The sequence below is a fragment of the Paucisalibacillus globulus DSM 18846 genome (assembly GCF_000482485.1).
Taxonomy (GTDB): Bacteria; Bacillota; Bacilli; order Bacillales; family Amphibacillaceae; genus Ornithinibacillus; species Ornithinibacillus globulus.
Genome location: NZ_KI519435.1, coordinates 228,141 through 248,775 on the forward strand (window position 1 = coordinate 228,141; position 20,635 = coordinate 248,775).

The following is a 20,635-nucleotide window of genomic DNA, read 5'->3' on the forward strand; positions in this document are numbered from 1 at the left end:
AAACAATACAACCTTGATAGTTTGAACACATCTCGTCCCGAACTCCAATTTGACATACCTATTTTTGCTGAATCAACAAAGAAGACACACAAGTCGCCACCTTCTTCTCATTCTGAACTAAATCGGCAACAACATAGGCTAATGTTCTTCCCATTTTTTCCACCCGAGCTATTACTTCAATTTCCCCTTCAAACGCTGGACGATGGAACGTTGTATCTAAATCAATCGAGACAAACCCTTGACTTTCTGTTAGCTTGGAAGCAATTGCATATGCCATCAAAATATCTGCGGCAGCTGACAAAAAACCTCCCATGACTACTCCTAAACCATTTATGTATTTTTTATCCACTTCCCAAATCCCTTTTGCAATTCCATCTTCTGCATAGCTTACCTTCACTTGCATGGTTGTATCACAAGGTGGTGGAGTTAATCCATGTGATACGACTTGTTGTAGATCAGTAATTGTATATTTCACGTTTTCCACTCCTAATACAGTTATTTTATTTAACAGTCGTTATTAAAACGTTACTAAAATACTATGTTTTATAATAATCATTGTCAATAGAGTCTAAATTTATTTAATTTATTTTAAATTAGTATATATGGATAAATAATCCACATTTTAAAGATTATCATGAATTATTCCAATAAAATGTAGGAGAAGAGACCTTGATTTTTAAATTTTATAATTAACATTGACTTTTTTAAATAATATTTCTATTATTTATATAACATATTTTATTTAACCGTTATAATAACGTTATATAATTATTACGATATGCATATTTTTATTTAAAAGAAAAAGGAGACCTACAGATGGAAAATCATGGGATGGTTGATATTACAATAATTGGGGCTGGACCGGTAGGATTGTTTACGGCGTTTTATGCGGGTATGCGGGAGGCCACTGTAAAAATAATAGATAGCTTACCCGAAGTTGGCGGCCAATTAACGGCCCTATATCCAGATAAATATATTTATGATGTTGCAGGCTTTCCCGGTATTAAAGCAAAAGACTTAGTCATTCAACTACATAAACAGGCGCAAACCTTTTCTCCATCCATATGTTTAAATGAACAAGTACAGGAAATCACTTCAAAGGAAGACGGTACGTTCAAAATCTATACTTCAAAAGGGGTCCATCTTTCCAGAACGATTATCATCACAGCAGGTGCAGGTGCTTTTGAACCTAGAAGATTAAAGCTTGACCATGCATCAGAATTTGAAGGCAAAACACTTCATTATTTTGTAAAACAATTAGATAGCTTCGCAGGGAAGCAGGTACTCCTATGTGGCGGTGGTGATTCTGCAGTAGACTGGGCTCTAGCCCTTGAAGAGGTCGCAAGTAACGTTACACTTATTCATCGCAGGCCAGAATTCAGGGCACATGAGCATAGCCTTACACAACTACAGGGATCATCTGTTACTGTTCACACACCATTTGAGCTAACCGACATTATTGGGAATGGTGGAAAAGTGGACCAAGTGGTTATTCAGGAGGTAAAAGGAGACAATCATAGCGTATTACAAATCGACGAGATCATTGTTAATTACGGCTTTATCACCAATATTGGTCCAATTAAATCCTGGGGTCTTGAAACTACCAAAAATGCCATTGTCGTCAATGGTAAAATGGAAACAACTATTCCAGGAGTTTATGCCGCTGGGGATATTTGTGCCTATGAAGGAAAACCTAGGCTAATTGCAACTGGTTTTGGGGAAGCAACGATTGCTGTTAACCATGCAAAGTCATACCTGAATCCTAAAGCTAAGCTTAGTGTACATAGTACGCATTTATTTGCTACTCCAAATTAAAAAAATGAGGATGTTTCATATCGGGATAACACCCTTCTTGAAACATCCTCTTTACTCATTTAGTACGTCTAGTGTCTACTTCATACCATTCTTTTGATGATTGGTTCAAAGGCACTTGTATCTTCTTGAATCTCGCTTTTGGTACGTTGATTTTTATAAAGTTTGCTTCTTCCTCTGATAGCCTAAGTTCACGAATGCTTCTACCATCTTTGAAAGATTCGAGTAAGAATTCTTCAAATTCATCTTTGTTAATCATGAATCTCCCCCCTTACTCCAGATGTGCAACTACTACTTCCTTTTTTAGTTCTTTTTCAGAAAGAATGATTGATCGGTTCACTAATACTTGCATGGCATCTACACAATAAGGTCTTACATGTGTTGCAAGTTCAAGACAAGAAAGCTCAGTACACCCTAGAATTACGCAATCACATTTCTCTTGGTGGACCATTCTCTCAACGATGCGTTCAAACTCCTGTACATCAACGGGTTTATCTGCTTTAAAATCATAAATAGTTCGCATTACTTTTTCCTGGTCCTGCACATTAGGAACTTGAGCCTTCATATTATATTTATGACAAACATGCTGATATATACCAGTATTTATCGTACCGTCTGTTGCTAAAATACCTACTTTTGCAGCTTCTCCAAAATTTTCACGAATATAGGATGCCGTTTCTTCAATCATATTAATAATATAGATATCTGTCATCGCTTGCATCTCTTCATAAAAGTAATGAGAAGTGTTACACGGAATAGCAATATGATCAACACCAGCTACCTCAAATATCTCAAAATCCTTTTTAACCGCTTCTAAAAACGGTTCTTTATTATCTTCTATAATGGCTCTTGTCCGATCTGGAATCGTAGCATGGTTAAGAATAACCATGTCAATATGTTCCTGGTCTTTACTTGCCTCTGTATTTTCTATAACCTTTTCAAAAAATAACGATGTTGCAGCAGGTCCCATTCCACCTAACACACCGAGCTTTTTTTGTTTCACCATAAAAATAACCACCTATATAATTAGACTCCTACTAACGAAATGCTCCCGCAACTTTCATCCTGCTTTTCAGAGCTTCCATGACAATTTCAGTTTCATTAAATGGTATTTCTTTACCACCAATTATTTGAGATGTCTCATGTCCTTTTCCAGCAATTAAAATTATATCATTTTCTTCACTTACTTCTACCGCATATTGAATTGCTTCTTCTCTATTTAAAATAGCTTTGTAATTTCCATTATTTCTTACCATTGCTTCGGAAATTTCTCTAATGATTAGATAAGGGTCGTAATTTTTAGGATTGTCCGACGTCACAATGGAGAAGTCAGCGAATTGTGACGCTACTTTTGCCATCCCTTCCCTTTTCTTCTTTCCATTAGGGCTTGCATCCGCATAAACCCCAAATACAAGTATTAACTTTCCTTTTACGTAAGGTCTAATAGTAGTAAGGGCTTTTTCCAGTGCATCTTCCGTGTGAGAAAAGTCAACTATCACACTGTAATCGCCTCTTTTATAAATAACTTCCATTCGCCCTTTTATCCCATCAACTTTGTCTATCCCTTTCCTGATTGTTTCTAGATCTATACCACTACAATAAGCAGAAGCAATAGCCGCTAAGCTATTATAGACATATATTTCACCAGGAAGATTAACTTTAATATGTTTTTTTCCTTCAGGAGTATTTAGAATAAATCGTGTATGGTCAAATTCATATTGAATGTCAGATGGGTAAAAATCAGCTTGTTCACTTAGCCCAAATGTAATTAATTTCGTTGTTTGACCTTCAACCATTTTAATGAGTTTAGCACCATATTCATCATCCATGTTTATTATGTTGTAATCATTTGTTAAATCAAACAGTTTTGCTTTAGCAAGAAAGTATTCTTCCATTGATTTATGCAATTCTAAATGATCAGGTGTTAAATTAGTAAAAATCCCGATATTAAAATTGCATTCTGCAACTCGATTCAGTTCTAATGCATGGGATGAAACTTCCATAACACATTGATCGATTCCTTCATCGATCATGGACTTCATTAACTTTTGGACTTCAGAAGACTCAGGAGTAGTATTTTTATTTTGGAGAACTTTGTCCCCCATGATCGTTCCCATTGTCCCTATAACTCCGATAGCTTTATTTGCTTCCTCAAAGATTGATTTTAAAAAGTATGAAGTGGACGTTTTTCCATTTGTTCCGGTTATTCCTACTAGATGTAGATTTTTAGTAGGTTCACCATAAAATTGAGCAGATACACTAGCTAACGCAAGGCGACAATTATTAACACGAATAACTGTTATATCGTTAGAAATCGTAATATCTCTATCGACAATGACTGCTGTTGCCCCTTTATCAATTGCTTTATTAATAAATGAATGTCCATCAACAACAAATCCAGGAATCGCAACAAACAAACCATTGTTTGCTACTTCTCTAGAGTCTGATGTTACATTCGCTATTTCTACATCCAAATTTCCCTTTACTAATGAAAACTCCATGTTTTTTAATAATGAGGACAATAACATTTTTACACCTCGAATATAAATTTAGTCATTTTCTTCTAAATACTTTTCTGAATACTTTCTTGATTATTATCCCACCAAAAACAAATGCCGGTTTAGGATCACTCCAACTCCAAATCGCATATGCCTTAGGTCTTCTAAATGTTTTTAGAACATCGGATACTTTTAGCTGCTTCGTTTTTATATAGTCTCTTACAGCTAATAAATCCTCATACCCGTACCAAAATGCACGATTTGTATTTTCTGTTACTGCTTTAGGCTCTAACGGGCTTCCAATCATTTCTCTGTATGTAATATACGGAAAGTTCAAGCCAACCTTATAAAGCATTTGATTAAAGTTAGTTATCCTTGCATTGATCTCGATTAAATAGAATTCTCCTGTTTCTTCATCCTTTTTAAATTCAATTTCAGCAAAGCCCTTATAATTAATGCCTTCTAAAAACTTCGAACCGATTTCGAATAATTCGGGGGTGTGTTTTTGAATTGTATATACAGAGGCCCCGAAATTTATCGGATATTGACGTAATTTCTGACATGTTGTCCAGTGTGTGACCTTTGAATTTTGGTTTAAATAAGCATCAAACGTATACATATGATCATCAAAACCAGGAATGATACGTTGTATAAAAACTTCTAATTCTTTTTGCTTTGCTTTTTCTAGAGCTTCATGTAATTCCTGCATATTATGAACCTTAAATAACTTCCTTCTAAACGTATGCACAAAGGTCGGTGAATCAAATGGCTTAACTAAGCATGGGAACTTAATATCCTGCTCCACTCGTTCTTCCAGGTTCGGCTCATTAATTCGTACAATCTCAGGTACACGCACCCCATGTTCAATTGCAAGCGCGTGAAGTGTGTCTTTATTCATCACCTCAGTCGCTAGGCCCTGTTCTGATTGTGGAATTAAGTAATACTCCTTGATTCTATCTAAATAGGCATCAATTACTTCCAAATAAGTATCATGACACGGTATAAGCACAGGTTTTTCATCCTGCTTCTTAGCAAAGTCAATTAATCCTTGAATAAATCCTTCTGTCTCATCTTTATAATGAGGCACTATAATTTTTTCTGAACAGTATTTAGAAGCGGCACCATATCTTTCTTCTTCAGAATAGTCCACTGCTACCGTGTGAATTCCTTCTTTACCAAGTCCTCTAATTGCACTTAATCCTATATAATAATTATTCCCTAAAATAACTGCTTTATTTTTCATAAACCATTACTCCTATTAGTTTTCTAATAAAATCACGAACGTTTATTGATATATTATTAAAAACCATAATTTTTTAGTATTAAATGTTTATATATATACATTACTCATTATATACTCCTAATTATACGTAAGTACAGAGTATACTTCAAAAAAGTCAATAAGGGAGGGCTTTCATTTGCATTTTAACAATATATATAAATACCAATTCGTATATGATATAGTGAATATATAGGAATTTTTACCCATTTTACTATAATAGAAAGATTTGCTATAAGATGAGGTGGTGTAGTCGATGCGCGCGGATAAAATTTTCATAATATTGCTATTTGTCACTTCCGTTATAGTTGCAATAAGCTCTGGTGGAATAAAAACAAATTTACCAAGTTATCTTATTGGCCTTTCTCTTTTTTATGTATTTTCCACTCTATATTATCACTTGAGAGTTGCTGTTAAGCACGGTAATACGAAAGTCGATTACACCATCCCATATAGTCTTGCAATTGCACTATACGGGGGACCTCTTGGTGTATTAATCTATGAATCACTCTATATGACAACAGTTTATTTCATTCGAAAAAAGAATAAAATAGCGGATGATGAAGAATTATTACATACATTTTATAATATTGGATCTTTTGCCCTAAATGGTTCGATTGCATATTACCTTTTTCATGCGTTATATCCATTTTTAGATCGGATACCTTTTGGATTTTGGATACTAATTATTGCAATTACTATGGTTATGAGTTTCTTATCTCATGTTTACTTATCGATTGTCTTTTTAGCAATGGGCGAAATGAATAATTTAAAGGATGCCATCACCTTTATTAAAAGTAGAAGTATTTTAGATATGGGCAAAATTGCCTTCTCCAATGGATTATTATTTTTCTTTCTTGTCAACAAACAATGGGAAATGGTTACCGGTTTGTTTCTATTGAACTATCTTGTAAGCCGCTCCAATATCGCGATTAATCAATCCATTCAACATAAGTCGGAACGGGACAAGTTTGAACAAATGGCCTATACTGACTTTCTTACAGAAATCTATAACAGGGCTTTTATGGATAAGAAGATGGCTGAATTAAATAACTCAAAAGAGCGACTAGGGATTATCGTTACAGATATTGATTCCTTCAAGCTAATTAATGATAATTACAACCATGCTGTTGGTGATCGTGCCATTCAACACTTTGCATCTACTTTACGAAGCTATCTATCTGAGGAGGATTATTTATTCCGTAGTGGTGGAGAAGAGTTTACGATTTTCCTTAAGAACAGGAGCTATGAAGAATGCCTTTCTTTAGTGGAAAAAGTACGGAAAGGAATTAAAGACACCCCCGCAATGGCTGAATATGAAAATAAAACCATCCATATTCCAATGACTGCCTCATTTGGACTATATTATTACAGAACAAATGAAGCGATCGAAATTAAGAAGGCGTATGTCTATGCAGACCAGTTACTACTATTTGCAAAGGATAAAGGAAAAAATTGCATTTCCGCAAAAAATGGATTGGTTGATATTCCGTTATCAGCGAGGTTTGAATAATGGAGGAGGGAGATTCTCGTATCCTCCCCTATTTTATTGAAGATGCTTTGGTACTTGTTTGTCATGACCATGATTAGCTACTTCCGTAAACAGTTCATCTTTTGTTCTTACTTTTTTAAGTTCCTGATTTACCTTTTCCAATGGAACGTTTAATTCCGTTACATGCTGATTTGTATGAATGGATTGTTGAATCATATCGATTAGTTGCTGAAATTCCTTTTTGGTTACGGGTTGTGCTTCTTGTTTTAACACAAAGCCTAGTTGTCCATTAGGCTCTAGTGTAGCAAACTCAACATCGGATAGCTTAGTTACATTTTTTTGTCGTAGATTTGCCTCCAACTGATCCACCGTTAATCTTACTTTTCTAAGATTCATTTCATTAACGACTCCATTTTCAACAATTATTTTGGACTGTCCTGTAACAATCTTTTCAAATGTTGCTCCTTTTAACTCTGCATATTCCATCAGAATTAATGTAATGACCAACATCACACCTACACCCATAGTTAACCAGATATTTTTATCGGCAACAGGTTGAATCAGTAACGATCCAATGCCAATCATGATTACCGTTTGTGGTAATGTCATCTGTGAAATAGATTTTCTTCCTGCAAACCTTAGCAAAATTGTTCCGGCTACAACAATTACAACCGCTTTCCATATCCAATCGAGTTCCATCGAATCTCCCTCTCAGGCACTTTTATAGTTAGTTTCTGTAATTAACAAGGGACTATTCTTTATTCGCTATATTCACTTGATACCATATCATAAATACAAGTATCGTCCATAGTTTTCGAGAGTTGTCACGTTTACCAGCTGCATGGTCAGTCAATAATTTAAGGCAATATGATTTATCTACATAGTTATCTGTTTCACTTATTAATATTACGGTTTGAGCCCAGTCAAATAATTCATTTTGTAGCCATTTCCTAATTGGCACAGGAAATCCTAGCTTTCTTCTTTCTACTACATGATTCGGAACAAAGTCTTTTGCTGCCTTACGTAGTATCTGCTTTGTTTGTTTTTCCGATATTTTATACTTAACTGGAATCTTCTGAGCTACCTGAAAGACCTCTTTATCTAAGAATGGTGATCGTAACGATAGAGAGTGAATCCTTGTCATTCGATCTGCCTTTAATAATATATCTCCTGGCAACCATGTATGGATATCGATATATTGCATTTGGTGGGAAGGATGTTCTTCTTTCATATACTGAAATAATTCATCCGTTATAAATCGATAATCATTAGCTTCGTTATAAGACTTAAGAAATTGTTGCTTTTCTTTTTCCTCGAAAATCTTTGCGTTTCCAATATATCTTTCCTTAAGTGGTGTCGTTCCACGTTCAATAAAACTCCTCCCCGGCACACCTTCTGGAATGACCCTAGATAATTTATGGAGCCATTTAAGCATGCTGGAAGGAAGGTGGTTAAATAATTTTAGGGACTCAAACTCTCTATAAATATTGTAACCGCCAAAAAGTTCATCAGCACCTTCTCCTGAAAGGACTATTTTCGCGTGGGTACTTGCCTGCTTAGCTACAAAGTATAGTGGCACACAGGAAGGGTCTGCTAATGGATCATCTAGATAGCGTAAGATAGTAGGCAAACTGCCAACGTATTCTTGTGGACTAATCGTATAGGAGATATTTTCTACATTAAGTTCTGACGCCGTTTTTTGTGCGATTGGTATTTCCGAAAATCCATCTTCTTCAAATCCAACTGAAAATGTTTTAAGTGTGGGATGAATATGTTTAGCAATTCCTACAATAAGGCTTGAGTCAATCCCACCCGATAAAAATGCCCCAACAGAATCCTCATCTTGAATATGCGCTTTAACAGAATCAACCATTACTTCTTGTATACGATTGATGATTTGATTTTCATTCCCATCTACTGGTTGGAATGTTGCATGAAAGTAGCGTTGTTTTTGAAGAGGTCTTTTGTGAGATTTGATTAAGAAGTAACCTGGCTGGAGGCTTACTATTTCCTTTGTTAATGTCAAAGGCACGGGCACATATTGAAAGGAAAGATAATGCTGTAATGCTTGTTCATGAAAAGTTAAATTTGAATTTGACTCAGTAATATGACTTTTATGATAAGAAAAATGGAACAGTTCTTCGGAGTCCATATAGTAAAACGGTTTAATACCAAATGGATCTCTTGCAGCATATAACGTCTTTTCTTGGTTATCCCAAATGACGATGGCAAACATCCCTCTCAATTCACGGAAAGCTTCCACACCGTTTTCTACAAACAGAGTAGCAATAACTTCTATTTCTGAACCTAAATCAAAGATATATCCTTTCTTCTGAAGTCCAGAACGCAGTTGTTTATAGTTGTAAATCTTGCCATCCAGAACAACTAGGAAACGTCCATTAAAAACCAAATACTGTTCCATTAATTCACTACTAAAATCTAATTGTAAAAAAGAATCCTGATAGGTATTCACACTAGTCGAAGTTCTATATTCAAAGCACTCCTGCTTATCATTTTTTTGTTCATCAGCTAGTTGATGTCCCATTATCTGAAATCCAATTAAACCATACATCCTAAATTTCCCCTTTTAACATAGTAGACGTATTTTTTACATTATTCTATTCAAAAAGAAAAAGACTGACTCAAAATTTCATGAGTCAGTCTTTCGGTTAATCTTTATACAACTTTCTGCTTCTTAATTTGTTTACTTCTTAACTGTCCACATGCAGCATCTATATCTGCTCCATTTTCCCAACGAACACCACTGTTAATACCTTGCTGTTTAAGGGTTTCGTGGAATGCTTGAATCACATTTGTTTCACTACGTTGGTACTGACCATGTTCTTCAACAGAATTGTATGGAATTAGGTTTACATAGGATAAGTGACGCTTACTTCGTAGTAACTTTGCCAGTTGTAATGCCTCTTCCTTATGGTCGTTAACATCTTTTAACATGATGTATTCATAGGTAATACGACGATTTGAATTCTCTAGATAATAGTCTACTGCTTTCATCAGCTTTTCAATAGGAAATGCCTTATTAATTTTCATAATACGTGTTCTAAGGTCATTGTTTGGTGCGTGTAGGGAGATTGCTAAATTCACCTGTAATCCAGTATCAGCAAATTCATAAATTTTATGAGCCAAGCCACTAGTAGATACAGTGATATGACGTTGACCAATTTTAAGTCCTTTTTCATCATTTACAATGTTGATAAAATCGATTAGGTTGGTGAAGTTGTCAAACGGTTCCCCAATACCCATCACAACGATGTGACTGACACGTTCATCATTCCCTTGTTCATCTAAGTGCTTTTGGACTTTCATAATCTGTCCAACAATTTCACCACTATCTAGGTCTCTACTTTTTCTTAGTAATCCACTCGCACAGAATGTACAACCGATATTACAACCAACCTGAGTAGTGACACATACAGATAAACCATAATTAAATCGCATTAACACAGTTTCAATTAGGTTACCATCAGAAAGTTTAAATAGAAATTTAACCGTACCATCTTTCGAAACCTGTTTTATTTCCTCGTCTAATGTTTCAACAACAAAGTTCTCTTCTAATAAAGAGATTGTTTCATTGTTGACGTTTTTCATATCTGTGAAATTATGAATACGTTTCTTATATAACCAATCCCAAACTTGTTCAGCACGGAAGCGTTTTTGTCCGTTTTCGATTAACCAATTCGTCAATTGTTCCATCGTTAATCCGTAAATGGATTTTTTAGTCATTGTTAATTCTCATCTCCAACATTATATATATTAGTGCTTTACCATATTATCTTTGCCAAAATTACTTTACTATCATACCTTGAATCCGTGTATAATGGCAAACCTATTTTGATGGAAATTAAAATGGATTTATTATTATTTGAGGCTAAAAGTTGGACTCTTTCCGTCAAAATACTTATCATTCCTTATTAAGGATACCTTTGAAGGGAGATTTTATTTTGAAAAAGTCTATATCTGCAAAGACATTTAATCATATACCATTATCGGTTCTTGATCTCGCACCGATTACGGAAGGCAGTAATGCTAGTGAGTCTTTTAAGAACAGTGTGGAATTAGCACGTTTCGTTGAAAAATGGGGTTTTAACCGCTACTGGCTAGCCGAGCATCATAATATGACTGGAATCGCAAGCTCCGCAACCTCTGTTGTTATTGGCCATATAGCTGGAGCAACGGAAAGCATTCGTGTTGGAGCTGGTGGAGTCATGCTTCCAAACCATGCAACACTTGTTATTGCTGAACAGTTTGGAACATTAGAAGCGATGTATCCAGGGCGAATCGATCTTGGATTAGGTAGAGCACCAGGAAGTGACCAAGCAACTGCTTATGCACTGCGCAGAACATTAAATATGAGTGTAGAAGATTTCCCTATGCAGGTAAATGAACTACAAGATTACTTTTCTGATGAACCGGTATCACGGGTGAAGGCAGTACCTGGACAAGGTGCAAAAGTTCCTCTTTGGTTATTAGGTTCAAGTGGTTTCAGTGCCCAACTAGCTGCTCATAAAGGATTACCATTCTCGTTTGCTAGTCACTTCGCACCAGCTTTTCTTCACCAAGCACTGAAATTATACCGTGATAACTTCAAGCCATCTGATGTATTACAGAAACCATACGTCATGCTTGGAATAAATGTTATTGCTGCTGATACAAATGAAAAAGCAAACTACATCGCAACATCCCAAAAGCAGCAGTTCTTAAGTTTACGCAGAGGAACTCCAGGAAAGCTACAACCACCAGTTGATAATTTGGAAGAAATGTATTCTCCAATGGAACTTGCAGCAGTTATGGAAACATTGGATCCCAAAACAACCATCGTTGGGGACCCTGAAACTGTACGAAGAGGTTTAGAAAGCTTTATAGAGGAAACACAAGCTGATGAACTAATTATCGGTTCACAAATTTTCCATCAAGAAGATCGTCTACGTTCGTATGAGATTGTAGCGGAGATGATGAAGTAATGAAAAAGCACAGCCTATGGGCTGTGCTTTTTTGTGGTAAATATCCATTTATTTTAAATTAGCATCTGAAATAATTTGCTTAATTGTTCCCTTGGCTAAAGAATAAACTTATCACTAAAAAATAGAGCTAATACTAAACTAAACTTTTTCATCGTTCGTTCCCCCAATTGTACCTAATACAAATTAGAAGAACTTTATCCTGCTTTTGTTTCTAAACAAATGTTTTTTTGCATATGTTATTACCCATAATTAACGTGTTGATAGTCTAGCTTTATTCTTTTATCTCCAGCCCCAATAACCTAGCAAAGCCTAAAGCCTGTACAGTTGACACGATACAGCCTTGCATGCTTTCAAGGGAAACTTGTAAACTGTCAAACCTACATGTTGTTAAATCTACTCCTTTTAGTTTGGTATTGGAGAAGTTTGCCTCGTCTATTTCACAGTTTTGAAAGTCTAGCTTTTGAATAGTGCACTCATAGAAGTCGCTGTTTTTTACGGTACATTCAGAAAATCTCACTTGCTTTAATTTAGAGTAACCGAATGTGCTTAGATTAAGCTGGCAATTATCAAATAGAACGTTTGCTAACGTAGATTCTGATAATACTATTCCAATCATTCTAGAATGCTTAAATTCCACACGATGGATACTTCCTTTTGAGAAATCAGCATTGGAAAGATCACAGTGATTAAATACGCAATCGGTTAACTCAATCGTTGCAAAGTCCCCTTCGAACGTAACATGGTCAAAAACCACTTGGTCAAATGCTATACGATCCATAACATCGTTTGTTATCACACAATCCTTATATATACGATAATCATAGTAACCTCGTTCCTCTGGTTGAAATGTATGGATAGGTAGATCTGCAGGTATTTTTGGTAGATTGATTTTAAATTTAATTCCCATTACTTTCTCTCCTTTATCAATGATGTGAATGCTTACGTTTTACTTTTAAGTAATGCTTTAATTTCAGCTAGTTCTTTTTGAACCTCAGCCAGTTTTATATCTGTAGGAGAAGGTGTCTCCTCTCTCGATGCCTCTTCCACATTATTAACAATTACCCCGACAAATAAATTAATAATGACAAACGCACCTATGATGATAAATGAAATGAAATACCACCATGAGGTTGGTTCTTGTTCGATTACTGGTGCCATGACACCACTTGCCCAAGAATCGAGCGTTAACAGTTGGAAAAGCGTTAGTAAAGAATTATGTAAGGTCCCAAAATATTCAGGTGCCATATCGCTATACAGCATCGTTCCAACGACCGCATAAATATAAAAGAAAATCCCTAATAATAATAAAATCGTTCCCATTGAGGGGATAGTCAAAATAAGTGCATTTACCATTTTTCGTAGTGACGGGATAATGGACACTGCTCTTAGTACCCTTAGGACCCTAATAACACGAAGAATTATCACGTAATGGCTACCAACTAAAATATGTCCAAGTGCAACAATAGCAAAGTCAAAAGCATTCCAAGGATCCTTCAGAAAGTCTTTTACGGAGAAGCTTCCCACAATGCGTATGGCTATTTCTAGTGTAAAGAGCCAAAGTATTAACCTATCTCCAAAGTAAATCCATTGATACAACTGTGAATCAACACTAATATAAGTCTCTAATCCTACTAAAATAGCATTAAATATAATTAATACAATAACTGTATTAATGAAAATGGGATTCCTTGAAATTCTAGCACATACTTCCCTAAATTGATTCATATGTATTTTATCCCCCTCCCTTTACCATTTTACTTTTAAGTGTTCATTCTGTCATCACGTTAAGAGAAAAGGATGAACTAACTCAAAACACGGTACTGAAGTTTTTCACTTTAGTACCGTGTTTTATACGATGTGATACGTTTGAACTCTAATAATCTATTTCACCAACTAATTCCCCTTTCACATGTTGGTCCCCTTGTAGCCATTTTGCTAATGAATACCTTGTCGGTGTTGCATTTCCACCTATGCCGACTATTACCTCGAGTGTCTTGGGAATATAAATGACTGTGTGTAGTGTACCAAAAAACTGACGGTATTCCTTAAAAAACAAAGGGGAATTCTCGTTATTAAATAGTTGGTATGCTTCTTCCGGGGAGTAGGTTTCTAGTGCGAGTTCTTGAAGATAGTTCTTTCTGCGTAACGAGCCTTCTATATACGTTCTATTTTTATTACTTAATGTTTCTGTTTCAAAATGATTGGTACAAATTAATGGTGTATGATGGGTAACAACTTGTTCCTCTGGTGATGCCTCCACCATACATGTATTGCCGTCTTGATCCATCAATGAGTAATTATAGCAATAACCATGTGGTAATTTCGTGATTATATTTACCGCTTCTCCTACATCTTTACACGTATCTAAAACAAGCCTTACTATCGTCGTCCCCATTAGACCCGGGCTCCATTTCGCTTCATTCACAAGATGCAATCCAATCACAAGGCCATGTTCATTCATTCCATCTAATCTACCTATAATCTGCTGGCTAAACCCTATACTTGCATAGCCATATTCTGGATTATAGAAGGCTAGACGACCATCATATAATTCAGGACTAAAATCATAATTCCGAATATAATAGTTTTCTTTAGAAAATGCTGTACAGCCCATCGTTGGAAATGTTAAATCATAACCGCTGTACATCCGTAACGCTGTTTGAAAGTCTATTTTTAGTCCATCTGCAATCCCCCTAATTTCCTCTATAATTCCATCAGAGTATTCCATTAGAATAGATTGCGCCTTTGTGGAATCCACAGTTGACGTTAGTTTTTGAAACATATCATATTTTTCATCAAATTTTATATGATTGCTTTGCTCCATCCCAATTTGATAATTTGAACCCACCAATTCAACTAAATTAACGAATAATTTTTGTCTCACTTTCTTCCCCTCCCATTTTCATTACTGGCATTAAAATAGTGACCAGCTTCAAGTCATTTCCATGGTACATCTCCATTAACGACCCTGTCGGAATATAATGATGATCACTAACGTATTTTACTAGTTTTAGATATGCCTGCACTATTTTGAAGAAGTTCCCTTGAAAATGTGTAGCAACACATAAAGACTTACTTATTCTTTCCTCTTTTTCAAAAAGGTCCCCATTCCTAACGTGACTATTCTCAGGAATTCCAAACCCGATCCACGCTTTCACTGTTTCCCTTCCCGATTCATACTTCAAATAATAATTGGTAACTACAATTTGTTGTTTCTTGAGTTCCTTTTGTCCCTTTGTAAAAAGCTCACCAAATCCACCCTGATTCCGCTCCGCATACATCCATATAATTCGTTCAGCAGGCCTTTCGAATAAAAAGATATCCTTCTCTTCTTGAGCACTTTCCAAATACTTGATTTGTACATCTAATAATTCCTTTTGTGCTTTTAAAGCTCTTGTCCACGTCTGCTTCATTTGGCATTGATCACTAACACTAGCTGACATGTATCGTTGAATATCCTTTAAAGGTATATTTGCTAATCGAAGACTCGAAATGGTTCGAGCTAAATCAATTTGTTCTTGCCGATATAATCGATAGCCATTTTCTTTGTTCCTATCCGGTATTAATAACCCTTTCTCCTCATAAAAGCGGAGCGTACTTTTAGGTATTCCTGTCTTTTTGGAAAATGCTTGAATGGATAACATGTTTACACCTCCTATTCTTAAGATAAACCTTAAAGCAACTTGAAGGTCAAGGGGAAAATCAGAAATCATTTATAGTTTTGCAAAGTTTTATAATGTTTATCGTTTTTACACCGAAATCGGACAGATGGAGTATTAATTGTATAGATTTTTTATTTCATTTGAATATGGATTATAAGGTTTAGGGGCCCCATTTTTCATTTCATACTGGAATCGTACTTCAAATGGTGAAGCCAGTTATCAAAAAACCAATACCAGAAGAATTAGCAATACCTGATAGCATAATTAACTACGCTATCATAATGTTGTCAGTGTCTGCGCAGGTTGCTAAGTCAGTATTTAAATACTTTTTAATTACTAAACAAAAAGACTATCCACATTTATGCAGATAGCCTCACTCATTTAAACCAACCTTTTTCCCGAAACCGCGAAATGGCCTCAATCCGATTACTTACATCTAACTTATCCAAAATAACTGATACGTAATTCCGTACAGTTCCTGTTGTAAGGTAGAGTTGGCTGGCAATTTCTTTAGTATTCTTTCCCTCTGCAATTAATTGAATTACCTGCTCTTCCCTTTCCGATAACGGGTTCTCCTGTTTATTGAAAGCTATATCAACTAATTCTGGCGCATAAATCTTTCTGCCACCCATAATGACACGAATTGAATTAGCTAATTCTTCACTCGGACTATCCTTTAATAGATAGCCACTTACATTTGCATTACGTGCGCGTTCAAAATATCCTGCTCTTGCAAAGGTAGTTAAAATAATTACTTTACAATCATGATTCTTTATTTCCTCCGCTACATCCAATCCGCTCTTTACAGGCATCTCAATATCCATAATACAAATATCAGGTTGATGTTGATGGATCAAATCTAACGCCTCTTGCCCATCTTTCGCTTTACCGACTACTTCCATGTCATCCTCTAAATCAAGCAATGAACCTAACGCTCCGAGCAGTAGCCTTTGGTCTTCAGCAATTACAATCCGAATCATGACAATCTCTCCTCTGATTGTTGTTTAATTACATTTGGAATCTTTACCTTTAGAACCGTACCATTACTTTCTTCAATCTCTAAGCTTCCATTGACAAAATCCAGTCGTTCTCTCATTCCGCGTAGTCCATTACCTTTTGTCGTATCTATATTTCCAATACCAATTCCGTCATCCTGAATGATAAGAGAAATCTCACTTGGTAATTGCTTAATTTTAATTAAACAGACGCGAGCTCTACTATGTTTAACAATATTTGTCACAGCCTCTTTCAAGCACATGCCTAGTACATTTTCTACTAATAAGGGTGTATGTTCTAATACCGGATTACCCTCCAAGTGAAAATTCATTTCAGCTGCCAATATGACTTGCTGCACATGTTTAATCTCATCCTCTAATCTAATACTTCGCATATCAGAAACCATTTCCCGTACTTCCTTTAGTGCGGTTCTAGCCGTTTGATGTATATCTTGAATTTCCTTTTGCACCTTTTCGGGGTGTTTATGTAATAGTTTCCCAGCCAAATCACTTTTCAGTCCAATGAGCGATAGTTTTTGCCCTAATGTATCATGTAGATCACGGGCAATACGCTGCCGCTCTTCCATCACCATTAATTGGGAGATACGTTGATTGGCATCTTCTAATTGATGTTCAAGCAGTTCCCGTTTGATTCGATTATACATATTAAATGGCAATAATATGACACCAATAACACTAATAATGATAAATGGAAGTTGGGTAAAGAAAATCTGACTTTGTGTGAAAAAGCCAATTGTTGTGGCCGAAATGGTTGTTACTAGATGGACCACATAAAGGGTAATAAAACCTGCTTTGTTCTGGATATTTCCAATATAGAAAGCAAGAAACAACGAGAAATAGACATAGCCAAAATACAGTGTCATCCCAATGCTAATCGCCATCTCAATACCGACAGACAAATAGACTGTCCAACCTTTTTTTATGTACGATAAACGAAAGGTTGTAAAAAATAGAACAATCATAACTATCCCAACAATAACTTCTATTGGGGTAGAGAACCGAATGACGAAATAGAAGGGAAGAATACAGAAAACAATCCAAATATAAATGCTTAGTCCTGTATTCTTCGAGAAAATATGATACCACTTTTGCATTTTCTTCCTCCTAATTCTTGTTTCCTAGAGTATAGCAGATAAAGAGTAATACAAGAACCCCAACACATGCAATGTAGGGGTTTTTTTGGGTTACTTTTCTTGAACACTAGTATTTCTTGTAGTGAGTGGTAAGTTGGTTTTTTGTTCCTTCAAGCGTTCCTTAATTTCCTTAAAGCTTACAAATGTTTTGCTCGCCTCATCATACAAACGAAATCGTATGGACTGTAGACTAGTCAAAAGTGTAATTGTCGTTGCCTTTTGCAATGGTGGTGTTGATTCATGGGCTTTTTCTAAATTGTAATTTGGAACTCTTGGGCTCAAATGGTGCACGTGATGATAACCGATACTACCAGTTAACCATTCGATAATTTTAGGTAATTTATAATACGAACTTCCATCTACCGCTGCTTTTACATAATCCCATTCCTCTTCATTTTCAAAATAGGAATCCTCGAACTGATGTTGTACATAAAACAACCAAATACCTGCAGCACCTGCAATAAACAAAATAGGCAGTTGTATGATTAAAAAGGCCTGCCAGCCAATTGCCCACATTAAAAGCGCATAAATCACTACAATAGAAACATTAATTAAGTAGGTGTTTAACCGTTCTTTTCGTTTTGCACCTTTACGATTGAATCGATTAGAAATTAAGAAGAGATAAAGCGGTCCTAATCCAAACATGACGATTGGATTTCGGTAAAGTCGATAAGCCAGTCTGCCCCAAAATGAAGCTGCTACATACTCGTCCACCGTCATGACCCACACGTCACCTGTTCCACGTTTATCTAAATTACTACTGGTGGCATGATGAATCGAATGACTCCATTTCCATTTTTCAAATGCAAAATGGGTGATGATACCGGTAATGGTCCCGACTACACGATTTGCCTTCTTATTTTTGAAAAAGGACATATGAGTACAGTCATGGAAAATAATGAAGGTTCGTACTACAAATCCTGCCGCTAGAATGGTTAATGGAATGGTTAACCAAATAGATATGGCTAGACTCTGATATGCCAGAAACCAAAGTAGGAAAAATGGGATAATCGTATTGATTATTTGAAAGACACTTGCCCTTGTATCCGATTGCGCAAATGGTAATACACTTTTTCTTAATTGTGCTTGTTTTTGTTTACTCACTTTATTCCCCCTAATCGTACTTGTTATTAGTTATATATTAGGTGGATAGTAGAAAATTTATAAGTCATATTCGTAAGGAGTTAGATATGACAAATGTCATATCTAATCAAGTGAAACCTCCTTCAGTCGGGGTTTTACAAATCCATCAACCTTTCCTAAATTACTACACAAAAAGGTGATGATTTTCATCACCACCCTGACATGAAATATTCTTCTTTTATAACCCTAAGCTTCACCTTGATGAAGCGGTGGAGGTACAAGCCATCCTTTTTCCTTATTTAATCGAAGAAGCTTTGTACCAAATGCAGCTTTTTGGGTATGTATCTTCCCAAATAATGTTGCAATATCTTCTCGTATACACTGACCCATCACTGTACTAGCTGCTACTAACCCAGCAGCAACATCGGCTGACATTTTTCCTGCAATTTCATTATCCATGAAACGGGCACCAGTAGGGATGGATTCTAAATCTGCTGCCGGACGTTCCGGAGGGGTTGGGGGCAATCCAACACCATTAGCCTTTAGTAATGCTTCTATTTCTGTTAAGTCCTGTTTCCCTTGTTCAATCGCTTCTTGAATTAACTTTTTTAAGTCATCGTCTCCAGTATGATTTAATAATGTCTGGTAGGCTGCAACCATTGCCTTTCCAGTAAACACCGCCGTCCAAACACTATACACCTCCCCGTAATGCATCGGTTCATCAGTAGGATTTCCACTTAAAATTCCCATTTTCAACCTCCTAATCATATTCATATTCTGTGCCACCTTTCTATCCATGCATATCCTTAGATTGTCTATTCCCAGGATTTTTAAACAGTTATTAGTTTACTTTTTTTACCTATTTCCTTTTCATAAACCGATTGTTTTTTTAAGTCCTATTTAATAGGTATAATGAGAATAAGGTAATAGATAGGAGGGGGATGGATGGAAATAAATAAAATCCTAGATCAGTTGGCTAGAAAAGAGCCTGGAATTATGGGAATGGAAGATTTTAAACAGTCTGCAATACTGATTCCACTAGTTGAAGTGAATGGAGATACCCATATACTATTCGAAGTTCGCTCCATGAAGCTACGTAGTCAACCTGGTGATATTTGTTTTCCTGGAGGGAGAATAGATTCTACTGATCCAACTTCAAGATATTGTGCTATTCGTGAAACAACAGAAGAACTTGGGATTAGTGAGGAGAGCATTCTAGATGTGACTCCGATTGACTATGTGGTGTCTGATATGGGTAGGATCATCTATCCTTATGTTGGGAAACTTCGAGATATCGATGAAATCACCCCAAACGAATCAGAAGTTGGAGAATTTTTCACAGTACCTTTATCTTATTTTCTGAATACCACACCGGAATCCTATAAAGTAAATTTCAAAGTAATACCTGAGGAAAATTTTCCGTTTGATTTAATTGTTGGCGGGGAAGATTACAATTGGCAAATTCGCCATGTTAATGAGTTGTTTTACCGATACGAGGACCGGGTTATATGGGGATTAACGGCAAAGATATTGACACACTTTTTAAAGTTGATAAAGAGTTGAGAAGAAAACATCGGGTTGACCGATGTTTTTTTGTTAGGTTTTGGGAATATCAGCCAGGTTTGAGGAATATCAGCCAGGTTTGAGGAATATCAGCCAGGTTTGAGGAATATCAGCC

The 20,635-nt window shown here is 35.9% G+C and carries 20 protein-coding genes; 4 read left to right on the top strand and 16 right to left on the bottom strand.

Going from position 1 to position 20,635, the window contains the following annotated elements:
- Window positions 1-58: 58 nt before the first annotated feature.
- Window positions 59-475 (bottom strand): PaaI family thioesterase, encoded by a 417-nt coding sequence (locus tag K332_RS0113230; protein WP_026907887.1) that lies wholly within the window; start codon window positions 473-475, stop codon window positions 59-61.
- Between the two features lie 341 nt (window positions 476-816).
- On the opposite strand from K332_RS0113230, the gene K332_RS0113235 reads away from it, so the two are divergent.
- Window positions 817-1,815 carry an NAD(P)/FAD-dependent oxidoreductase gene (locus K332_RS0113235; RefSeq protein WP_026907888.1) on the top strand — a complete coding sequence of 333 codons (999 nt, stop codon included), beginning with the start codon at window positions 817-819 and terminating at the stop codon, window positions 1,813-1,815.
- 55 nt (window positions 1,816-1,870) lie between these two features.
- On the opposite strand, the gene K332_RS0113240 is transcribed toward K332_RS0113235, so the two are convergent.
- Genes K332_RS0113240 through K332_RS0113255 form a run of 4 tightly spaced genes read right to left on the bottom strand, consistent with a single transcriptional unit; the run spans window position 1,871 to window position 5,553 of the window.
- On the bottom strand, window positions 1,871-2,071 hold the full coding sequence (locus tag K332_RS0113240; RefSeq protein ID WP_026907889.1) for a hypothetical protein: 201 nt from the start codon (window positions 2,069-2,071) through the stop codon (window positions 1,871-1,873).
- 12 nt (window positions 2,072-2,083) lie between these two features.
- Window positions 2,084-2,818: a cysteate racemase gene (gene cuyB / locus K332_RS0113245; RefSeq protein ID WP_036688914.1), complete on the bottom strand. Its 735-nt coding sequence runs from the start codon at window positions 2,816-2,818 to the stop codon at window positions 2,084-2,086.
- Window positions 2,819-2,849: 31 nt separating this feature from the next.
- On the bottom strand, window positions 2,850-4,340 hold the full coding sequence (locus K332_RS0113250; RefSeq protein WP_026907891.1) for a UDP-N-acetylmuramoyl-L-alanyl-D-glutamate--2,6-diaminopimelate ligase: 1,491 nt from the start codon (window positions 4,338-4,340) through the stop codon (window positions 2,850-2,852).
- A 25-nt stretch (window positions 4,341-4,365) separates the two neighbouring features.
- The gene (locus K332_RS0113255; RefSeq protein WP_026907892.1) at window positions 4,366-5,553 is read right to left on the bottom strand and encodes a carboxylate--amine ligase; all 1,188 of its coding nucleotides are present in this window, start codon (window positions 5,551-5,553) and stop codon (window positions 4,366-4,368) included.
- Between the two features lie 292 nt (window positions 5,554-5,845).
- Here K332_RS0113255 and K332_RS0113260 point away from each other — a divergent pair, with 292 nt between their 5' ends.
- Window positions 5,846-7,102 carry a GGDEF domain-containing protein gene (locus K332_RS0113260; RefSeq protein ID WP_026907893.1) on the top strand — a complete coding sequence of 419 codons (1,257 nt, stop codon included), beginning with the start codon at window positions 5,846-5,848 and terminating at the stop codon, window positions 7,100-7,102.
- 33 nt (window positions 7,103-7,135) lie between these two features.
- Here the strand turns inward: K332_RS0113260 and K332_RS0113265 are convergent, their stop codons facing one another.
- From K332_RS0113265 to rlmN, 3 genes are all read right to left on the bottom strand, one after another.
- Window positions 7,136-7,780 (bottom strand): DUF421 domain-containing protein, encoded by a 645-nt coding sequence (locus K332_RS0113265; RefSeq protein ID WP_026907894.1) that lies wholly within the window; start codon window positions 7,778-7,780, stop codon window positions 7,136-7,138.
- Between the two features lie 52 nt (window positions 7,781-7,832).
- Complete coding sequence (gene asnB, locus K332_RS22525) at window positions 7,833-9,653, bottom strand: asparagine synthase (glutamine-hydrolyzing) (protein ID WP_051359461.1); 1,821 nt, start codon at window positions 9,651-9,653, stop codon at window positions 7,833-7,835.
- A gap of 104 nt (window positions 9,654-9,757) precedes the next feature.
- Complete coding sequence (gene rlmN / locus K332_RS0113275; protein ID WP_026907895.1) at window positions 9,758-10,825, bottom strand: dual-specificity RNA methyltransferase RlmN; 1,068 nt, start codon at window positions 10,823-10,825, stop codon at window positions 9,758-9,760.
- Between the two features lie 218 nt (window positions 10,826-11,043).
- Here rlmN and K332_RS0113280 point away from each other — a divergent pair, with 218 nt between their 5' ends.
- Window positions 11,044-12,063, top strand: coding sequence for an LLM class flavin-dependent oxidoreductase (locus K332_RS0113280; RefSeq protein WP_036688917.1), 1,020 nt, complete (start codon window positions 11,044-11,046; stop codon window positions 12,061-12,063).
- 271 nt (window positions 12,064-12,334) lie between these two features.
- Here K332_RS0113280 and K332_RS0113285 read toward each other — a convergent pair whose 3' ends face one another.
- The 8 genes from K332_RS0113285 to K332_RS0113320 all read right to left on the bottom strand — a co-directional run bounded on the left by K332_RS0113285 (window position 12,335) and on the right by K332_RS0113320 (window position 19,707).
- Entirely contained in the window at window positions 12,335-12,970 is a 636-nt protein-coding gene (locus K332_RS0113285) for a pentapeptide repeat-containing protein (protein ID WP_026907897.1), read from the bottom strand.
- A gap of 32 nt (window positions 12,971-13,002) precedes the next feature.
- The gene (locus K332_RS0113290) at window positions 13,003-13,788 is read right to left on the bottom strand and encodes an ion transporter (protein ID WP_026907898.1); all 786 of its coding nucleotides are present in this window, start codon (window positions 13,786-13,788) and stop codon (window positions 13,003-13,005) included.
- 148 nt (window positions 13,789-13,936) lie between these two features.
- Window positions 13,937-14,947, bottom strand: coding sequence for an acyl-CoA--6-aminopenicillanic acid acyltransferase (locus K332_RS0113295; protein ID WP_026907899.1), 1,011 nt, complete (start codon window positions 14,945-14,947; stop codon window positions 13,937-13,939).
- The gene (locus tag K332_RS22530) at window positions 14,925-15,707 is read right to left on the bottom strand and encodes a MerR family transcriptional regulator (protein WP_051359462.1); all 783 of its coding nucleotides are present in this window, start codon (window positions 15,705-15,707) and stop codon (window positions 14,925-14,927) included. Before K332_RS22530 ends, K332_RS0113295 begins: the two co-directional genes overlap by 23 nt.
- Window positions 15,708-16,102: 395 nt before the next feature.
- The gene (locus K332_RS0113305; protein ID WP_026907900.1) at window positions 16,103-16,705 is read right to left on the bottom strand and encodes a response regulator transcription factor; all 603 of its coding nucleotides are present in this window, start codon (window positions 16,703-16,705) and stop codon (window positions 16,103-16,105) included.
- Window positions 16,702-17,835 (bottom strand): sensor histidine kinase, encoded by a 1,134-nt coding sequence (locus K332_RS0113310; protein WP_026907901.1) that lies wholly within the window; start codon window positions 17,833-17,835, stop codon window positions 16,702-16,704. The genes K332_RS0113305 and K332_RS0113310 overlap by 4 nt, the downstream gene beginning before the upstream one ends.
- Window positions 17,836-17,925: 90 nt before the next feature.
- Window positions 17,926-18,978 (bottom strand): Delta(5) desaturase DesA, encoded by a 1,053-nt coding sequence (gene desA / locus K332_RS0113315; protein WP_026907902.1) that lies wholly within the window; start codon window positions 18,976-18,978, stop codon window positions 17,926-17,928.
- A gap of 225 nt (window positions 18,979-19,203) precedes the next feature.
- Entirely contained in the window at window positions 19,204-19,707 is a 504-nt protein-coding gene (locus tag K332_RS0113320; RefSeq protein ID WP_026907903.1) for a DUF3231 family protein, read from the bottom strand.
- Between the two features lie 195 nt (window positions 19,708-19,902).
- On the opposite strand from K332_RS0113320, the gene K332_RS0113325 reads away from it, so the two are divergent.
- Window positions 19,903-20,520, top strand: a complete 618-nt coding sequence (locus K332_RS0113325) for an NUDIX hydrolase (protein ID WP_026907904.1) — start codon at window positions 19,903-19,905, stop codon at window positions 20,518-20,520.
- Window positions 20,521-20,635: the final 115 nt, after the last annotated feature.

Excerpts from the sequence above, each read along its gene's own strand:
- K332_RS0113250 (WP_026907891.1), bottom strand. The coding sequence starts at position 4,340 with ATGTTATTGTCCTCATTATTAAAAAACATGGAGTTTTCATTAGTAAAG.
- K332_RS0113325 (WP_026907904.1), top strand. The coding sequence starts at position 19,903 with ATGGAAATAAATAAAATCCTAGATCAGTTGGCTAGAAAAGAGCCTGGA.
- K332_RS0113240 (WP_026907889.1), bottom strand. The coding sequence starts at position 2,071 with ATGATTAACAAAGATGAATTTGAAGAATTCTTACTCGAATCTTTCAAA.
- K332_RS0113285 (WP_026907897.1), bottom strand. The coding sequence starts at position 12,970 with ATGGGAATTAAATTTAAAATCAATCTACCAAAAATACCTGCAGATCTA.
- cuyB (WP_036688914.1), bottom strand. The coding sequence starts at position 2,818 with ATGGTGAAACAAAAAAAGCTCGGTGTGTTAGGTGGAATGGGACCTGCT.
- rlmN (WP_026907895.1), bottom strand. The coding sequence starts at position 10,825 with ATGACTAAAAAATCCATTTACGGATTAACGATGGAACAATTGACGAAT.
- K332_RS0113290 (WP_026907898.1), bottom strand. The coding sequence starts at position 13,788 with ATGAATCAATTTAGGGAAGTATGTGCTAGAATTTCAAGGAATCCCATT.
- K332_RS0113235 (WP_026907888.1), top strand. The coding sequence starts at position 817 with ATGGAAAATCATGGGATGGTTGATATTACAATAATTGGGGCTGGACCG.
- asnB (WP_051359461.1), bottom strand. The coding sequence starts at position 9,653 with ATGTATGGTTTAATTGGATTTCAGATAATGGGACATCAACTAGCTGAT.
- K332_RS0113310 (WP_026907901.1), bottom strand. The coding sequence starts at position 17,835 with ATGCAAAAGTGGTATCATATTTTCTCGAAGAATACAGGACTAAGCATT.
- K332_RS0113255 (WP_026907892.1), bottom strand. The coding sequence starts at position 5,553 with ATGAAAAATAAAGCAGTTATTTTAGGGAATAATTATTATATAGGATTA.
- K332_RS0113305 (WP_026907900.1), bottom strand. The coding sequence starts at position 16,705 with ATGATTCGGATTGTAATTGCTGAAGACCAAAGGCTACTGCTCGGAGCG.
- K332_RS22530 (WP_051359462.1), bottom strand. The coding sequence starts at position 15,707 with ATGTTATCCATTCAAGCATTTTCCAAAAAGACAGGAATACCTAAAAGT.
- K332_RS0113260 (WP_026907893.1), top strand. The coding sequence starts at position 5,846 with ATGCGCGCGGATAAAATTTTCATAATATTGCTATTTGTCACTTCCGTT.
- K332_RS0113320 (WP_026907903.1), bottom strand. The coding sequence starts at position 19,707 with ATGGGAATTTTAAGTGGAAATCCTACTGATGAACCGATGCATTACGGG.
- K332_RS0113265 (WP_026907894.1), bottom strand. The coding sequence starts at position 7,780 with ATGGAACTCGATTGGATATGGAAAGCGGTTGTAATTGTTGTAGCCGGA.